Below are 16,269 nucleotides of genomic sequence, written 5' to 3'. Positions count from 1 at the left end.
TACAGCGTGTGAAAATGCCGGGTTTCAAGGCTTCGGACGGCCCCGCGGCGGGCCAGTTGCGGGATCTGCAATGCGGTGCTAGTCCTGCCGTGCACCCGTGCGTCGCTAGAGTTTGCCAGCGACGCGCCGGTCTCAACGCCCGCCTTCGGATCCTCGACGGCGCGGCAATTTCAGGTTGACGCTCGAATGACGCATTCCCCCCGCCCCGCTCACCGATCGGCCTTCGCCGACGGGATCGCGGTCGTGCGGGCGCCGCAGGGTGAGTTCCCGCGGCATGCGCGTCGAGCAGAGGCAGTTTCGCATACCTTCCGCGAGTCCGGGCGTCCGTGTCCGACCGCACCACCATCAAGCGCGCGACGGCTGCCATCAGGCCCGGCGCGCGCGCGGAGAATCTATTATGACAACGCGTATGCTGATCGACGCACGCCACCGGGAAGAAACCCGGATCGCCGTCGTCAAGGGTAACCGGATCGAGGAATTCGATTTCGAAAGCGCCGAGCGCAAGCAGCTCAAGGGCAATATCTACCTCGCCAAGGTCACGCGGGTCGAGCCGTCGCTCCAGGCGGCGTTCATCGATTACGGCGGCAATCGCCACGGCTTCCTCGCGTTCAGCGAGATCCATCCCGATTACTACCAGATCCCCAAGGAAGACCGCGACGCGCTCCTCCGCGAAGAGGCCGAGCATGCCGCCGAGGAGGCCGCCCTGCGCGCCGACTATGACGCGGACGACGAAGAGGGTGACGACGAGGACGATATCGAGCGCTTCGAGGACGATGGCGGGGTAGATCCCGATGTCGCCGACGAGCTCGAAGGCGGCGAAGAGACCGGCGAGGCCCCGCGTCGCAAGCGCAAGCCGAACGGCGACGAGGCCGCGGTCGAGGATCTGCGCGAGCGTCGCATGAACCTGCGCCGCCGCTACAAGATCCAGGACGTGATCCATCGCCGTCAGGTGCTGCTCGTCCAGGTCGTCAAGGAAGAGCGCGGCAACAAGGGCGCAGCCCTGACCACGTACCTGTCGCTGGCCGGCCGCTACTGCGTGCTGATGCCCAATACCAGCCACGGCGGCGGCATCTCGCGCAAGATCAGCAACGCGGGCGATCGCAAGCGCCTGAAGTCGATCATGGCCGACATGCAGCTGCCGCCGTCGATGGGTTGCATCGTCCGCACCGCCGGGCTGCAGCGCAGCAAGGTCGAGATCAAGCGCGACTTCGATTACCTCGCCCGCCTGTGGGACGGGATCCGCGAAGCCACGCTCAAGGCGTCGGCACCCGCGCTCGTCTACGGCGACAGCGACCTGATCAAGCGCGCGATCCGCGACATCTACAACAAGGAAATCGAAGAGGTCATCGTTGAGGGCGAGGACGGCTATCGGCAGGCGCGCGAGTTCATGCGCCTGCTGATGCCCACGCACGCCCGGCGCATCAAGCATTATGCCGACCCCGTGCCGCTGTTCCAGCGCGCAGGCGTCGAGGATCAGCTGTCGGCGATGTACCATCCGGTCGTCCAGCTGAAGTCGGGCGGCTATCTGGTCATCAACCCGACCGAGGCGCTTGTTTCGATCGACATCAACTCGGGCCGCTCGACGCGCGAACACAGCATCGAGCAGACCGCGACCGCGACCAACCTCGAGGCCGCACAGGAAATCGGCCGCCAGCTGCGCCTGCGCGACATGGCCGGGCTCGTCGTCATCGACTTCATCGACATGGATAACAATTCCAATGTCCGTAAGGTCGAGAAGGCGATGAAGGAGGCGCTGAAGAACGATCGTGCGCGCATCCAGATCGGCCGCATCTCGTCGTTCGGCCTCATGGAAATGAGCCGCCAGCGGCTGCGCACCGGCGTGCTCGAAGCATCGACCCGCGCCTGTCCGCATTGTGAGGGCACCGGGCTCGTCCGCACCGCATCGTCGTCGGGCATTTCCGCGCTCCGCCTTATCGAGGACGAGGCCGCCCGCGGTCGCGGCTCGCTGCTGACGCTGCGCGCGAGCCAGGAAGCGGCCGTCTACATCCTCAACCGCAAGCGTGCCGACATCGCCGAGATCGAGGATCGCTACGGCGTGATCGTCGAGATCATCCCCGGCCAGGACGAGGAAGGCGCGCACATGACGGTCGAGGCCAGTGGCCCGCCGCCCGCGCATCCGCCGAAATTCGTCCAGATCATCGAAGAGGACGAGGACGATCTTCCCGAGGAGATCGAGGACGAGATCGAGGAGGACGAGGTCGAGGAGGACGAGGCCGAACAGCCGCGTCGTCGCGAGGGGGGCCGCGAAGGCGGTCGTGAGCAGACCGCACCACGTGAGGGCCGCGATGCCGATGGCGAGGGCGGCAAGAAGCGCCGTCGCCGCCGCGGTCGTCGGGGCCGGGCACGCCCGGGTGAGGACGGCGCCGTCGGTGGTACGAACGAGGATGGCACGTTCGAGGACGTCGACACCAATGTCGAGGAAATCGACGAAGGCGTTGGCGAGATCGTCGAAGTCGGCGGTGGCGAGGAGATCGAGGGTACGACTCCGGCCGAACAGGCCAACGGCGTCGAAGGCGAAGGCCGTCGTCGTCGCGGACGTCGCGGACGTCGCGGTGGTCGGCGCAACGAGCAGGGCGGCGAGCAGACCGGCGCCGAGACGGGCGAGTCGATTGCCGTCAGCAGCGTCGACACCGCGGCACTGATCGCCGAGGCGCCCGAGCCGGAGGCATTTGCGCCGGTCGAGACGTCCGAGGCCGAGTCGGTGTTCGAGGAGGCGCCGTCCGCGCCGGTCGCCGAGGCTCCCAAGATGCGTCGTCGCCCGCGCGCCCGTGCGGCCGCCGCGACGATCAACGCTGACCCGGTCGCCGAAACGGCGCCCAAGTCGCGTCGGGGTCGCAAGCCGCGTCCGGTCGAGACGGCCGACGAGACGACCATGGCACCAGAACCGGTCGTATCCGAAGTGCCCGTCACGCCCGAGCCGCAGGAACAGGCCGCTCCCGATCCGGTCGCGGCAGAGCCGGCGCGCAAGCCTGCACGGCGTCGTCGCGAGGCGGTTGCCGATGCGACGATGGACGAGGTCGGCGCCACGCCGGCCGAGACGCTGGAGGCGTCCGCGCCGAAGCCCAAGCGCGCCCGTCGCAAGGCGAGCGATACGGCGGTCGAGCCCGCAGCCGTCGAGGAGGCCCCTGCCAAGGTCGCCAAGCCGCGTGGTCGGCCGCGCAAGGCCGCGGTGATCGAGGCCGGCGACGCCGCGCCGACCAGCGAGGTGCTCGCCGCGCCGGTCGAGACCACGCCGCCGCAGGTCGAGGTCCAGCCGCAGGATGCCGACGCGCCGGGCACGAACGACGACCCCGATGGCGCGCCGCGCCGCGGCTGGTGGCAGCGCACCTTCGGCTGACGCCGGAGCATAGCCGTTGAGACGGGCGCGATCGAAAGGTCGCGCCCGTTTTCATGTCGGCGCGCTCGGACCAATTGCCTCCCGCGATCGGCGTCTTGGGTCACGCGACGTTCTGTGGCTCACCATCGGGCGTCGGCGCCGCGCACCTCATCGTCCCCGCCATTGCTCCCCCGCCGCCGATCGACGATACTGCGCGATATGAAGCGCTTCGTCGCGGCCCTGACCGCCACCCTCCTGCTCTGGGCGCAACCCGCGCAGGCGCAGTCGATCCTCCGCGATGCGGAAACCGAAACGATGTTCGCCGAAATGTCCGGCCCGTTGATCACCGCGGCGGGCCTGTCGCCGCGCGACGTCAAGGTCGTGCTGATCAACGACGATTCGATCAACGCGTTCGTCGCGGGCGGCCAGACCGTCTATGTCCATTCGGGCCTGCTCCAGGCGGCGGACAATGCGAACGAAGTTCAGGGCGTGATCGCGCACGAGCTTGGCCACATCGCCGACGGCCATGTCGTGCTCTCCGATCGCGGTACCAAACCCGCCATGGGCATGTACCTGTTGTCGATGGTGCTCGGCTTGGCAGCGATGGCGGCGGGCAGCGGCGAGGCGGGCGCGGGGATCATGGCCGCCGGGCAGCAGGCGGCAATGGGCAACTACCTGGCGTTCAGCCGCACGCAGGAATCCACCGCGGATGCAAGCGGCGCCAAATATCTGCGGGAAGCGAACGTCACCGGTCGCGGCATGCTGAGCTTTTTCAAGAAGCTGCAGCAGCAGGAATATCGCTTCGGCACCGCCAATATCGACCCGTTCATGCAGTCGCATCCGCTGTCGGGCGAGCGCGTCTCGGCGCTGACCGCGGATCTCCAGGCGTCACCCGCATGGGCGAACAAGCCCGATGCTGCGCTTGAGGAACGCTTCCGCCGCGTGAAGGCCAAGCTTGCCGGGTATGTCCTGCCCGCGCCGCGCACGCTGCAAAGCTATCCGCCGAGCGACCAGTCGATCTACGCGCACTACGCCCGGGCCTATGCCTATCATAAATCGGGATATCCCGACAAAGCGGATGCCGAGGCGAACGCGCTGGTGAAGGCCAAGCCCGACGATCCCTATTTCCTCGAGATCAAGGGCCAGATCCTGCTCGAAGCGGGCAGGCCGGTCGAGTCGCTCGTCCCGTTGCGCGAGGCGACCGAGGGTTCGCGCAACAACCCGCTGATCGCCACGACGTTCGGCCACGCGCTGATCGCGACCGAGGACAAGGCGAATTATCCCGAGGCGACGAAGGTCCTGCGCACGGCGGTCGGCCGCGACGATCAGAACCCGTTCGCCTGGATGCAGCTCGGCACCGTCTACGAACTGACCGGCGATACCGCGCGTGCGGCGCTCGCCACCGCCGAGCGCGCGAGCATGGGCGGCGACATGCGGACCGCATCGGCCAGCGCGCAATATGCGCTCGCCAACATTCCCGCCAACACCCCCGACTGGATCCGCGCGCAGGATATCGCAATGGCCGCGCAGAACGAGATGGACGACAATCCCAAGCAGTATAAGCGGCGCCGATGAACAAGATGATGTTGCCCGCCATCGCGGCGGTCGGGGCGGTCCTGGGCGGATTCGCGGTTTGGGGCTATGATCGCCAGGGCGGTGGCGTCGAGCGTGCGCAGGTCGAGGCGATCGTCCACGATTACATGCTCGCGCATCCCGAGATCCTGCCCGAAGCGATGGAGAAGCTGCGCGACCGTGAATCGGGCAAGACGGTCGCCGCCAATCGCGACGCGATCGTCACGCCGTTCGGCAGCGCCTGGGCGGGCAACCCCAAGGGCGACGTCACGCTCGTCGAATATTTCGATTATAATTGCGGGTATTGCCGCGCGAGCCTGCCGATGATCGCAAAGCTGATCGCCGCAGACCCCAAGGTCCGCGTCGTCTTCCGCGAATTGCCGATCCTCAGCGCGGAAAGCCGCGTCGCTGCCCGCGCGAGCCTCGCGGCCGCCCAACAGGGCAAGTTCGCGGCGTTCCACGACGCGCTCTACGCCGGCGGCCAGGTCAGCGACGCGACGATCGCGGCTGCAGCGGCGAAGGCCGGGGTCGACATCAATCAGGCCGGCTTCACCAAGACCGCCGATGCCGAGATCGGCAAGAACATGGAAACCGCGGCCAAGCTCGGCATGACGGGCACGCCGAGCTGGGTGGTCGGCGACCGCATCCTGTCCGGCGCACTGCCGCTCGAGGACCTGCAAAAGGCGGTCGCCGCCGCCCGCGCCGGATAAGCCGACTTCGCAAACCCCCATTTCGTCATCCCCGCGGAGGCGGGGACCCATATCGGCGAACGTCCGAGTCTATGGATCCCCGCCTCCGCGGGGATGACGATGGGGTCGCGTCAGGCCTTACTTTCACACCCCATCGCCCCCATCTTCCCTTCACTTAAAAGGGGCCCCAATGACCGAGCCGATCCTGTCCGTTGCGGGCGTCACGAAGACCTACAAAAGCGGTACCACCGCACTCCACCCCGTCGATCTGGACATCCGCAAGGGCGAGATCTTCGCGCTGCTCGGGCCCAATGGGGCGGGCAAGACCACGCTGATCAGCATCATCTGCGGGATCGTCACGCCCAGCGCAGGAACGATTACCGTCGCGGGCTTCGATGCGATCCATGACTATAAGCAGGCGCGCAGCCGCATCGGTCTGGTTCCGCAGGAGCTGAACGTCGACATGTTCGAGACGGTGCTCGCCACCGTCACCTTCAGCCGCCGCCTGTTCGGTCGCTCGGGCCACAGCGCCTATATCGAACAGGTGTTGCGCGACCTGTCGCTCTGGGACAAGCGCCATGCGAAGATCATGGAATTGTCGGGCGGGATGAAGCGCCGCGTCCTGATCGCCAAGGCGCTGAGCCACGAGCCCGAGATCCTGTTCCTCGACGAACCCACCGCGGGCGTCGACGTCGCGCTGCGCCGCGACATGTGGACGCTCGTCCACCGCCTGCGTGAGGGCGGCACGACGATCATCCTGACCACGCATTATATCGAGGAGGCCGAAGAAATGGCCGACCGCGTCGGCGTGATCAACAAGGGCAGACTGCTGCTCGTCGACGACAAGGCATCGCTGATGAAACAGCTGGGCAAGCGCGAACTCGATCTGGCGTTGCAGGAGCCGATGACCGCGATCCCGCCCGAGCTCGCCGAATGGGACGTGTCGCTGCAGGACGAGGGCAAGCGCCTGCGCTATGTGTTCGACGCACAGGCGGACCATACCGGCATCCCCTCGCTCCTGCGCAAGCTCGCCGAACTCGGCATCGGCTTCAAGGATCTCGAAACCAGCAAGTCGAGCCTCGAGGACATCTTCGTCGATCTCGTCGGAGAGCGCGCATGAACACCCCCTTCCTCAACTGGCACGGCGTCTGGGCGATCTATCGCTTCGAAATGGCGCGGGCCTTGCGCACGCTGTGGCAGAGCCTCGTCACCCCCGTCCTCACGACGTCGCTCTATTTCATCGTCTTCGGCGGCGCGATCGGCAGCCGGATGCAGGAGGTCGATGGCGTCGGCTATGGCAGCTTCATCGTCCCCGGCCTCATCATGCTGTCGCTGCTGACGCAGAGCATCGCGAATGCATCGATCGGGATCTACTTCCCCAAATTCACCGGCACGATCTACGAACTGCTCTCCGCACCCGTGTCCGCGATGGAGATGGTGATCGGCTATGTCGGGGCGGCGACCACCAAGTCGGTGATCATCGGCCTGATCATCCTGGCGACCGCCGCCTGCTTCGTGCCGCTGCATATCGCGCATCCGTTCGCGATGTTCGCCTTCCTGATCCTGACGGCGGTCGCGTTCAGCCTATTCGGCTTCATCATCGGCGTCTGGGCGAACGGCTTCGAACAGCTGAACTTCGTCCCCGCGCTGCTGATCACGCCACTGACGTTTCTCGGCGGCGCCTTCTACTCGATCGACATGCTGCCCCAGCCCTGGCGCACGCTCAGCCTGGCCAACCCGGTCGTCTATCTGATCAGCGGGTTTCGCTGGAGCTTCTTCGGGCAAGGCGACGTCGCGGTCGGCATCAGCCTCGCGGTGACCGCGGCGTTCCTCGTCGCCTGCCTCGTCGTGATCGCGTTGATCTTCAAGACCGGCTGGCGGATGAAGAACTAGGCGCGCCACGCCCCGCGCGCCATCGGCCGCACGACCAGCGCGTTGATGTCGATCGCGATGTGAAACGCGATCGCCATCCACACGCTGTTCGTCAGGCCGTAGAGCACGGAGAGCGCCACGCCCGACAGCGTCGTCGCGACGACGCCGCGCCATCCCTGATAGCGGTGCACCCCGCCAAAGCATAAGGCGGCGATGATTGTCCCGGCCAGCGCGCTTCCGGACACCAGCGCGATCAGCAGCGGGAGGAACAGGCGGAAGAACAGCTCTTCGCTGATCCCGGCACTGATCGCGAGGGCGATGGCCGGGAGAATGTCCTCCCGCGTCTTCGGCAGGACATCGGGGAAGGTGCCGATCTGGAACGCGCGGCGGCCGCGGCGCCACAAGGCATGCGTGATCGCCGCGTTCGCGAGCGTGCCGAGCGTCATGCCGAGGATCAGTGGCGCGATCGGCAGGCGCGGCCAGTCGTCCGGCACCAGCGCGATTGCCGCCGGCTGCGCCGCCGCGAGCGGATTTTGGCCGAGCAGTACGAGGCCGATCAGCGCGGGCAGGCCGAACGACACCGCCAACCCGACCGCCCAGGCCGTCATCCGCCTTGCGGGGCTACGGCCCGGTCGTGTCGGCAGGCGAACGCGAAACGTCCGCCCCCGCCACAGGATCGCCAATACGTAGACGGCGACGATCGCGAGCAGTGTCTGCGCGACGATCACCGCGGCCGGATTAGTCGCGCAACAGGTCGTTGATGCTCGTCTTCGACCGCGTCTGCGCGTCGACGCGCTTGACGATCACGGCGCAGTAGAGCGCGGGCTTGCCGTCCCCGCCGCCTATCGAACCCGGCACGACGACCGCATAGGGCGGCACTTCGCCCTTGAAGACTTCGCCGGTCGCGCGGTCGATGATCTTCGTTGACGCGCCCAGATACACGCCCATCGACAGCACCGCGCCCTCGCCGACGCGGACGCCCTCGGCGACCTCGGCACGCGCGCCGATGAATGCGCCGTCGCCGATGATCACGGGGTCGGCCTGAAGTGGCTCGAGCACGCCGCCGATGCCGGCACCGCCCGACAGATGGACGTTCTTGCCGATCTGCGCGCAGGATCCGACGGTCGCCCAGGCGTCGACCATCGTGCCCTCACCGACATAGGCGCCGATATTGACGAAGCTCGGCATCAGGATCGCGCCCTTGGCGATGAAGCTGCCGCGGCGCGCGACCGCGCCGGGAACGACGCGCATGCCGGCCGCGCGGAACTCCGCCTCACCCCAGCCCGCGAACTTCGACGGCACCTTGTCGAACGCGGGTGCGCCGCCCGATCCGCCGTCGATCACGACATTGTCGTTGAGGCGGAACGACAGCAGCACGGCTTTCTTCAGCCACTGATTGACCTGCCACCCGTCGCCGGCGGGCTCCGCGACCCGCGCGGTACCCGCATCGAGCATCGCCAGCGCGCTGTCGACCGCATCGCGGATCTCGCCCTTCGTCTCCAGACCGAGATTTGCCCGGTCGTCCCAGGCGGCGTCGATGATCGTCTGCAGGCTGCTCATGATGTCTCCAGGATGGTTTCCAGCCACGGCGCGAGCACCGGGATGGTGAAATCGATATGGTCGCGTTCCGCGCCCGGCGACTGTTCGGACCCGTTGTCGACCCACACCGTCGTCATGCCGATCGCCTTGGCGGGCAGCAGATTGCGGACCATGTCGTCGACGAACAGCGATTGCGCGGGGTCAATGTCGAACGCGGTACAAAAGCCTGCATAGGCCGATGCATGCGGCTTGGGCATCAGGTCCATCGCATGAATGTCGTGGATCGCCTCGAAACTCGCGCCAAGCCCGAGACGATCGAGGATCTTCAGCGCATAGGGCGTGTCGCCGTTGGTGAAGATCAGCTTGCGCCCGGGCAGCTTGGCGATCGCCGCGACCAGCGGCGCGTCATGTTCCAGCACGTCCATCTCGATGTCATGGACATGCGCGAGGAACGCGTGCGGATCGACCTGATGCTCGGTCATCAACCCCGACAGCGTCGTGCCGTGATTGTGGAAATAGCCCTTCTGCACGCGCCGCGCCTCGTCATGCTCGAGCCCGAGCAGGTCCTGGATGAACCCGGTCATCCGTGCGTCGACCTGCGAAAACAGATCGGCGCTCGCCGGATAGAGCGTGTTGTCCAGATCGAAGATCCAGTTGCGGACATGGTCAAGTCGGGCAAGCATCGGAGCGAACCTCTAGGCATCGCCGCGCGCAGGGACAAGCCGGCGCGGTGGGATCGAGCAGAGCGCTACGCAGCAAATTTGGCGGACACTGGATAAGCTACCGCTCGGTACCTATATCCGATGCATGACACGCTATTCCCTGCTCGATCTCGTCCCCGTCGTCGAAGGCGGCACCGTTTCACAGTCGCTCGCCAATGCGGCCGATCTCGCACGCCATGCCGAGAGCGTCGGATTCCAGCGTTACTGGGTTGCCGAACATCACGGCATGACCGGTATCGCCTCCGCCGCCACTGCGGTCGTGATCGCGCATATCGCCGCCGCGACCAATACGATCCGCGTCGGATCGGGCGGGATCATGCTCCCGAACCACGCCCCGCTGGTGATCGCCGAGCAGTTCGGGACGCTCGACGCGCTGTTCCCCGGCCGGATCGACCTGGGTCTCGGCCGCGCGCCCGGCTCGGACCAGAGGGTGGCCCGCGCGATGCGCCGCACGCTCGAAACCGACGCGAACGCTTTCCCGCAGGACGTGATGGAGCTGCAGAGCTATTTCGCCAATGACGGCCAGACCGGCATCGTCGCGACGCCGGGCGCGGGCGCAGATGTCGAGATGTGGATTCTCGGCTCCAGCACCTTCGGCGCGCAGCTCGCCGCCGCACTCGGCCTGCCCTATGCCTTTGCGTCACATTTTGCGCCCGATGCGCTCGATGCGGCGCTCGCCATCTATCGTCGCGATTTCCGCCCATCGGCGCGGCTAGCAAAGCCGCACGTCATGGCGGGCTTCAATGTCTTTGCCGCGGATACCGATGCCGAGGCCGAGCTGCTCGCCAGTTCGCAGCAACAGTCGTTCGTCGCGCTGCGCACCGGTAATCCGCGTCAGTTGCCGCCGCCGGTCGCGGGCTATCGCGAGTCGCTCGGCGCGCAGGGCAATCAGATTCTCGACCATGTCCTGCAATGCTCGGCCGTCGGCAGCCCGGCCAAGGTCGCGCGCGGGATCGCTGCGTTCGTCGAGCGTACCGGCGTCGACGAGGTGATGGTGACGAGTGCGATCTTCGACCACGAAGCGCGCAAGCGAAGCCTGTCGATCACCGCCGACGTGATGCAGGAGTTGAAGATCGCGGCCTGATCAGCTCGCGGCGGGCAGTCTCAGGCGGACCATGAGTCCGCCGAGGTCCTCACTCTCCTCGAGCCCGACCGTGCCCTCGTAGATCTCGGCGACGTCGCGGACGATAGCGAGCCCGAGACCCGTACCCGGCTTGCCCGTATCGAGCCGCACCCCGCGGTCGAAGATGCGGACACGCTGTTCCTCGGGAATCCCGACGCCGTCGTCTTCGACCAGGAACTCGACGAACCCGGCCTGCGCGCCGACCGTCACGAAGACGCTGCCACCGCCATATTTCGCGGCGTTCTCGATCAGGTTGCCGAGCATCTCGTCGAGATCCTGGCGTTCGACATGAACCTTGAGCGTCTTGTCGCCGGTAATGTCGATGCGGACGTGCCGATACAGACGGGCGACCGCACGTTCGACCGATTCGAGGCTAGGCCAGACATCGGCGCGACTATGCGCCGAACCGCGCCGGCCGACCGCACGGGCTCGGGCAAGGTGATGATCGACCTGGCGCCGCATCGTCCGCGCTTCACGAATGACGGTATCGGCCAGATCGTCCGATTGCGCGGTCGCGGCGTTCATGATCACGGTCAGCGGGGTCTTCAGCGCATGCGCGAGATTGCCCGCATGCCGCCGCGCCTCCTCGGCCTGACGTTCGTTATGCTCGATCAGCGCGTTCAGTTCCTCGACCATCGGCGCGACCTCGATCGGCATCGCACTACCCACCCGGTTGGACTGGCCCGCGCGCATCCGTGCAATCTCCTCGCGAACACGGCGCAGCGGCCAGAGCCCGTAGAACGTCTGCATCGCGGCCATGATGATCAGGCCGAGACCAAGCAGCGCGAAGCTGCGAACCAGCGTGCGCCGTAGCGTCGTGATCTGCGCATCGAGCCCTTCGCGAGCCTGCGCGACCTGGAAGCGCCAGTGGATCTTCGATCCGGGCAGGACGACGTCGCGTTCGACGACCCGCAGCGATTCGTCGCGAAACTGTTTGCTGTCGTAGAAATGCACGTTCAGATCGTCATGCGACGACCCGAACGCCAGCCGTCGGTCCCAGAGCGAGCGTGATGGGAAATCCTCGCGCCCCCGGCCCGATACCTGCCAGTACAGGCCGGAACCGGGCTCGAGGAACCGCTGGTCGGCGGCGGCCTCGCGGGTGAAGATTACTTCGCCCTCGGGCCCGATCTCGGACGAGCTCAGCAGCGAGCGGAGGACATACTCCAGCTGGTCGTCGAAATTGCGCGTCACCGCGCTCGACAGGACACGGTCGAGCGCGAACCCGCCCGCCCCCAACAGCACCGTGATCCACACCGCGGCGATCAGGATCATGCGTCCCGACAGCGATCCCTTCGCCCGGGCCTGCACGTGAAGCGGCAGGTCGGCAGCCAGCGGGGGCGTGTTCATCAGGCGTCCGGCGCAATCATGTCGGTCAGGCGTCGGGATCTTCGAGGCTGTAGCCAAGCCCGCGGATCGTCGTGATCACGTCCTGACCCAGCTTCTTGCGGATACGCGTCACGAACACCTCGATCGTGTTCGAATCGCGATCGAAATCCTGGTCGTAGATATGCTCGATCAATTCGGTGCGGCTGACGACCTTGCCCTTGTGATGCAACAGATAGCTCAGCAGCTTATATTCCTGCGCGGTCAGCTTCACCGGCTCGCCCGCACGCGTCACCTTGCCGCTGCGCGTATCGAGGCGGATGTCACCGGCGGTCAGCTCGGACGAGGCGTTGCCACTCGCACGGCGGATCAGCGCCCGCAGGCGCGCAATCAGCTCCTCGCTCTGGAACGGCTTTGCCACATAGTCGTCGGCACCGGCATCGAGCCCGGCGACCTTGTCCGACCAGCTGTCGCGCGCGGTCAGCACGAGGACGGGCATGACCTTGCCCTCCTTGCGCCAGCGGTCGAGCACGGTGAGGCCGTCGATCTCGGGCAAGCCGAGGTCGAGCACGACGGCATCGTAATTCTCGGTCGAACCCAGGAAATGCCCCTCCTCGCCATCGACTGCGAGGTCGATCGCATAGCCGGCGCCCTCGAGGGTATTCTTGAGCTGAGCCCCGAGATTCGGCTCGTCCTCGACGATCAGAACGCGCATGATAATCCTCTCGCTTGAATTGCTCGCGGCCAGGCTACTGGCCGGTGCGGCCGATGATCTGGCCAGTCCGGCCATCGACGTCGACCCAGATCACATTGCCATTGCGCAGGAACTTCAGCGTGTAAATGCCGCTGCCCGCATCATAGTCGAAGCCAAGATACTGCGCGCCCTGCATCATCGGCATCACCCGCGCCTCGATCTCGCGCAGCGACAGCGACCGGCCGGTCCTGCGCGCTTCGAAGGCGGAACGCTGGTCGCCATGTCGCTGATCGGGAGCCTGCGCCACCGCAACGCCCGCCGCCAACGGCGTCAGCATCGGGAAAGCAGCAAGAGTTGTCAGGAACAGCAGCATCTTCATGGAGGTGGCATAGGCCCGGCGCATTGAACAGCCTGTGAATGAGGGCGACAGCAGGACGACAGCATAGTGTAACTTGCCTGCATCACCCGGCGACCCTAGGTGACGCGGACATGGCAGCACCTATTCTCGCATTCGAAGGCCTCGGCCTTGTCCAGGGTTCTGGATGGCTTTTTCGCAACCTCGACATCCATATCGGTCCGCGCGATCGCCTCGCGCTGATCGGCCGCAACGGCGCGGGCAAGACGACCTTGCTCAAGCTGCTCGGCGGCAGCATCGAGGGCGACGAGGGCCGCCGGACGATCGTCCCGGGCACGCGGGTCGTCATCCTCGAGCAGGAGCCCGACCTGCGCGGCTTCGCGACCTTGCGCGACTATGTGATGGGCGGCGGCGACGCACCGGTCAGCTACGAAGCCGACTCGATCGCCGATCAGCTCGGCATCGATCTGTCGCGCGAAGCCGCATCCGCCTCGGGTGGCGAGCGGCGCCGCGCCGCGATCGTCCGTGCGCTGGCGCAGGACCCCGACGTGCTGCTGCTCGACGAGCCGACCAACCATCTCGACATCGGCGCAATCGAATGGATCGAGGACTGGCTCAAGCGCTTCCGCGGCGCGTTCGTCGTGATCAGCCATGACCGTACCTTCCTGACGCGCCTCACCAAGCAGACCCTGTGGCTCGATCGCGGGGCGATCCGCCGCGCCGAGGTTGGTTTTGGCGGGTTCGAGGCGTGGACCGAACAGGTCTATGCCGAGGAACAGCGCCAGGCCGAAAAGCTCGACGCGCGCCTGAAACTGGAGGAACATTGGCTGCTGCGCGGCGTCACCGGGCGCCGCAAGCGCAACCAGGGACGCTTGACCAAGCTGCACGAGATGCGCGCGGAACGCGCCTCGATGATCGGGCCGCAGGGTTCGGCCAACCTCGTCACCAGCAGCGATGACACCAAGTCGAAGGTCGTGATCGACGCGAAGCACGTCACCAAGGCTTATGGCGACCGGACGATCATCGGCGACCTGACGTTGCGGGTCACGCGCGGCGACCGGATCGGCATTGTCGGCCGCAACGGCGCGGGCAAGTCGACGCTGCTGAAGTTGCTGACCGGCGAGATCGAACCCGATGGCGGGACGATCAAGCTCGCCAAGACGCTCGATGCGGTCGTCATCGATCAGCAGCGCAGCCTGATGGCGCCCGAGAAGACGGTCCGCGAAGTCGTTGCCGATGGCGGCGACTGGATCGATGTGCTCGGCGTCCGCAAGCATATCCACGGTTATCTGAAGGAGTTCCTGTTCGACCCGAACATGGTCGACGCCAAGATCGGGTCGCTATCGGGTGGCGAGCGATCCCGGCTGCTGCTCGCGCGCGAATTCGCCAAGCCGTCGAACCTGCTCGTGCTCGACGAGCCGACCAACGATCTCGACCTCGAAACGCTCGACCTGTTGCAGGAGGTAATCGGCGATTATGACGGCACCGTCCTGATCGTCAGCCATGATCGCGACTTTCTCGACCGGACCGTGACGATCACGCTCGGGCTCGACGGGTCCGGGACCGTCGATGTCGTCGCCGGCGGATATGAGGATTGGGAAAAGCGCCGTGCGAGCCAGACCAGCGGCAAGCGGGCCTCGAAGAAGGTCGCCGCGACCGCGCCGCCGGCCCCTGCGCCCCGCGCAAAACTGACCTACAAGGATCAGCGCGACTACGAACTCCTGCCCAAGCGGATCGAAGCACTCGACGCCCAGATCGCGAGCGATGCCGCAAAGCTTGCTGCGCCGAACCTGTACATGCGCGACAATGCGACCTTCGTCAGACTGACCGCCGCGATCGAGGCTGCGCGCGCGGAAAAGGAGGCCGCGGAACTCCGCTGGCTGGAACTGGCCGAACAGATTGGCGGATAGCGACAGCGAAACCGCTTTGGAGCCTGACTGGTAGCGCGCTCGCTAACGCCATGATGTCCACGTCGGTTGCAACGTTTGCCGCGCCAAGCCGTCGTCGAGCCGGTTGGTTCCGAAGGCATGCGTCTGTTGAGCAATGACGGGCAAGACGAGGCTACCGACGGTGGCGTGATTGCCGGCCTTGTCGCAACGGGAACTATTGCGATTGGCATCGTCGCCGTAGACAGGACGACAACTTGGAACAGCAAACTCGGTTATTTGGAGTCGACGCTTCGGAGCCGGCCCGTTTGATCGTCAGGTAATCGTGCGCCCGGACCGCCCTGCCAGATCGACGATATACTGCCACGCAACGCGTCCAGACCGGCTTCCACGCCGTGTCGCCCAGGATGTGGCCTCATCAGGCACATATTGTAGATCGTGCAGCGCGGCATAGCTCGCGACGATTGCCAGATAACCGTCCTGATCGACGGCATGAAACCCCAGACTGAGTCCGAACCGATCCGCCAGCGCGAGCTGGTCGTCGATCGAATCGCGTGGATTGATGGCACTTTCCTGTTCGGCGATATCGCGTGGCGCCAGATGCCGGCGGTTCGCCGTCACGGCCAGACGCACATTGGCGGGACGCGGCTCCGCACCGCCTTCGAGCACCGATCGCAGCACGCGCGCCTCGGACGGAGTATCGATGCCGAGATCGTCGACGAAGACGATGAAGGCGCGGTCCACGGGTGCCAGCATCGCAAACAGGTCCGGCAGCGCGGTCATGTCGGCGATCTCGATCAGCGCGACATTGCCCTGTTCGGCCTGGACCGCGGCGACGACGCTTTTCACCAGCGCCGATTTACCGGTACCGCGCGCACCCCATAGCAGGACGTCATGCGCCGCATGGCCGCAGGCGACACGCCGGACCATCTCCAGCAGCAGGTGCTTCTGCCGATCTATGCCAATCAGCAGATCGAGTGGCAGCGGGGCGAAACCGCGGATCGGGACAAGCGCCCGGTTGCGCCACACATAGGCAGGAAACGCCAGACAGTCCGCTACTGGCGGCGGCGGCGGCGAGAGGCGTTCGAGGGCGGCGGCGATCCTGTCGAGCGGGTCGGTCATCGCGCGGTCATGACGGCACCGCCGCCGTGCGACAA

The 16,269-nt window shown here is 66.2% G+C and carries 14 protein-coding genes; 7 read left to right on the top strand and 7 right to left on the bottom strand.

The annotated features are described in order from the left end of the window. The first annotated feature begins 409 nt into the window (after positions 1 to 409). The 5 genes from ASE89_RS14140 to ASE89_RS14120 all read left to right on the top strand — a co-directional run bounded on the left by ASE89_RS14140 (position 410) and on the right by ASE89_RS14120 (position 7,491). Positions 410 to 3,358: an Rne/Rng family ribonuclease gene (locus ASE89_RS14140; RefSeq protein WP_056678997.1), complete on the top strand. Its 2,949-nt coding sequence runs from the start codon at positions 410 to 412 to the stop codon at positions 3,356 to 3,358. Positions 3,359 to 3,556: 198 nt separating this feature from the next. Then, positions 3,557 to 4,912, top strand: coding sequence for a M48 family metalloprotease (locus ASE89_RS14135; RefSeq protein ID WP_056678993.1), 1,356 nt, complete (start codon positions 3,557 to 3,559; stop codon positions 4,910 to 4,912). Continuing rightward, entirely contained in the window at positions 4,909 to 5,619 is a 711-nt protein-coding gene (locus tag ASE89_RS14130; RefSeq protein ID WP_082451560.1) for a DsbA family protein, read from the top strand. The genes ASE89_RS14135 and ASE89_RS14130 overlap by 4 nt, the downstream gene beginning before the upstream one ends. Positions 5,620 to 5,788: 169 nt before the next feature. Then, positions 5,789 to 6,718, top strand: coding sequence for an ABC transporter ATP-binding protein (locus ASE89_RS14125; protein WP_056678989.1), 930 nt, complete (start codon positions 5,789 to 5,791; stop codon positions 6,716 to 6,718). Beyond that, entirely contained in the window at positions 6,715 to 7,491 is a 777-nt protein-coding gene (locus ASE89_RS14120; RefSeq protein WP_056678986.1) for an ABC transporter permease, read from the top strand. Before ASE89_RS14125 ends, ASE89_RS14120 begins: the two co-directional genes overlap by 4 nt. Here the strand turns inward: ASE89_RS14120 and ASE89_RS14115 are convergent. Genes ASE89_RS14115 through ASE89_RS14105 form a run of 3 tightly spaced genes read right to left on the bottom strand, consistent with a single transcriptional unit; the run spans position 7,488 to position 9,692 of the window. Next, positions 7,488 to 8,198: a CPBP family intramembrane glutamic endopeptidase gene (locus tag ASE89_RS14115; RefSeq protein WP_056678983.1), complete on the bottom strand. Its 711-nt coding sequence runs from the start codon at positions 8,196 to 8,198 to the stop codon at positions 7,488 to 7,490. The genes ASE89_RS14120 and ASE89_RS14115 overlap by 4 nt on opposite strands. A gap of 10 nt (positions 8,199 to 8,208) precedes the next feature. After that, positions 8,209 to 9,030: a 2,3,4,5-tetrahydropyridine-2,6-dicarboxylate N-succinyltransferase gene (dapD, locus tag ASE89_RS14110; RefSeq protein WP_056678981.1), complete on the bottom strand. Its 822-nt coding sequence runs from the start codon at positions 9,028 to 9,030 to the stop codon at positions 8,209 to 8,211. Next, the gene (locus ASE89_RS14105; RefSeq protein ID WP_056678978.1) at positions 9,027 to 9,692 is read right to left on the bottom strand and encodes a pyrimidine 5'-nucleotidase; all 666 of its coding nucleotides are present in this window, start codon (positions 9,690 to 9,692) and stop codon (positions 9,027 to 9,029) included. The genes dapD and ASE89_RS14105 overlap by 4 nt, the downstream gene beginning before the upstream one ends. Positions 9,693 to 9,816: 124 nt before the next feature. Between ASE89_RS14105 and ASE89_RS14100 the strand changes: the two genes are divergently transcribed. Continuing rightward, entirely contained in the window at positions 9,817 to 10,815 is a 999-nt protein-coding gene (locus ASE89_RS14100; protein WP_056678975.1) for an LLM class flavin-dependent oxidoreductase, read from the top strand. On the opposite strand, the gene ASE89_RS14095 is transcribed toward ASE89_RS14100, so the two are convergent. The 3 genes from ASE89_RS14095 to ASE89_RS14085 all read right to left on the bottom strand — a co-directional run bounded on the left by ASE89_RS14095 (position 10,816) and on the right by ASE89_RS14085 (position 13,250). Further along, positions 10,816 to 12,126, bottom strand: coding sequence for a sensor histidine kinase (locus ASE89_RS14095; protein WP_031440086.1), 1,311 nt, complete (start codon positions 12,124 to 12,126; stop codon positions 10,816 to 10,818). It lies immediately after the preceding gene. 100 nt (positions 12,127 to 12,226) lie between these two features. Further along, the gene (locus ASE89_RS14090; protein ID WP_031393490.1) at positions 12,227 to 12,892 is read right to left on the bottom strand and encodes a response regulator transcription factor; all 666 of its coding nucleotides are present in this window, start codon (positions 12,890 to 12,892) and stop codon (positions 12,227 to 12,229) included. A 34-nt stretch (positions 12,893 to 12,926) separates the two neighbouring features. Continuing rightward, positions 12,927 to 13,250, bottom strand: coding sequence for a hypothetical protein (locus tag ASE89_RS14085; protein WP_031440087.1), 324 nt, complete (start codon positions 13,248 to 13,250; stop codon positions 12,927 to 12,929). 110 nt (positions 13,251 to 13,360) lie between these two features. Here ASE89_RS14085 and ASE89_RS14080 point away from each other — a divergent pair, with 110 nt between their 5' ends. Continuing rightward, positions 13,361 to 15,136 carry an ABC-F family ATP-binding cassette domain-containing protein gene (locus ASE89_RS14080; RefSeq protein ID WP_056678972.1) on the top strand — a complete coding sequence of 592 codons (1,776 nt, stop codon included), beginning with the start codon at positions 13,361 to 13,363 and terminating at the stop codon, positions 15,134 to 15,136. Between the two features lie 291 nt (positions 15,137 to 15,427). Here the strand turns inward: ASE89_RS14080 and ASE89_RS14075 are convergent, their stop codons facing one another. Continuing rightward, on the bottom strand, positions 15,428 to 16,234 hold the full coding sequence (locus ASE89_RS14075; RefSeq protein ID WP_056678969.1) for an ATP-binding protein: 807 nt from the start codon (positions 16,232 to 16,234) through the stop codon (positions 15,428 to 15,430). Positions 16,235 to 16,269: the final 35 nt, after the last annotated feature.

Source organism: Sphingomonas sp. Leaf30 (genome assembly GCF_001422525.1).
GTDB classification, from domain to species: domain Bacteria; phylum Pseudomonadota; class Alphaproteobacteria; order Sphingomonadales; family Sphingomonadaceae; genus Sphingomonas; species Sphingomonas aerolata.
This window is presented reverse-complemented; position numbering and strand designations above follow the sequence as displayed.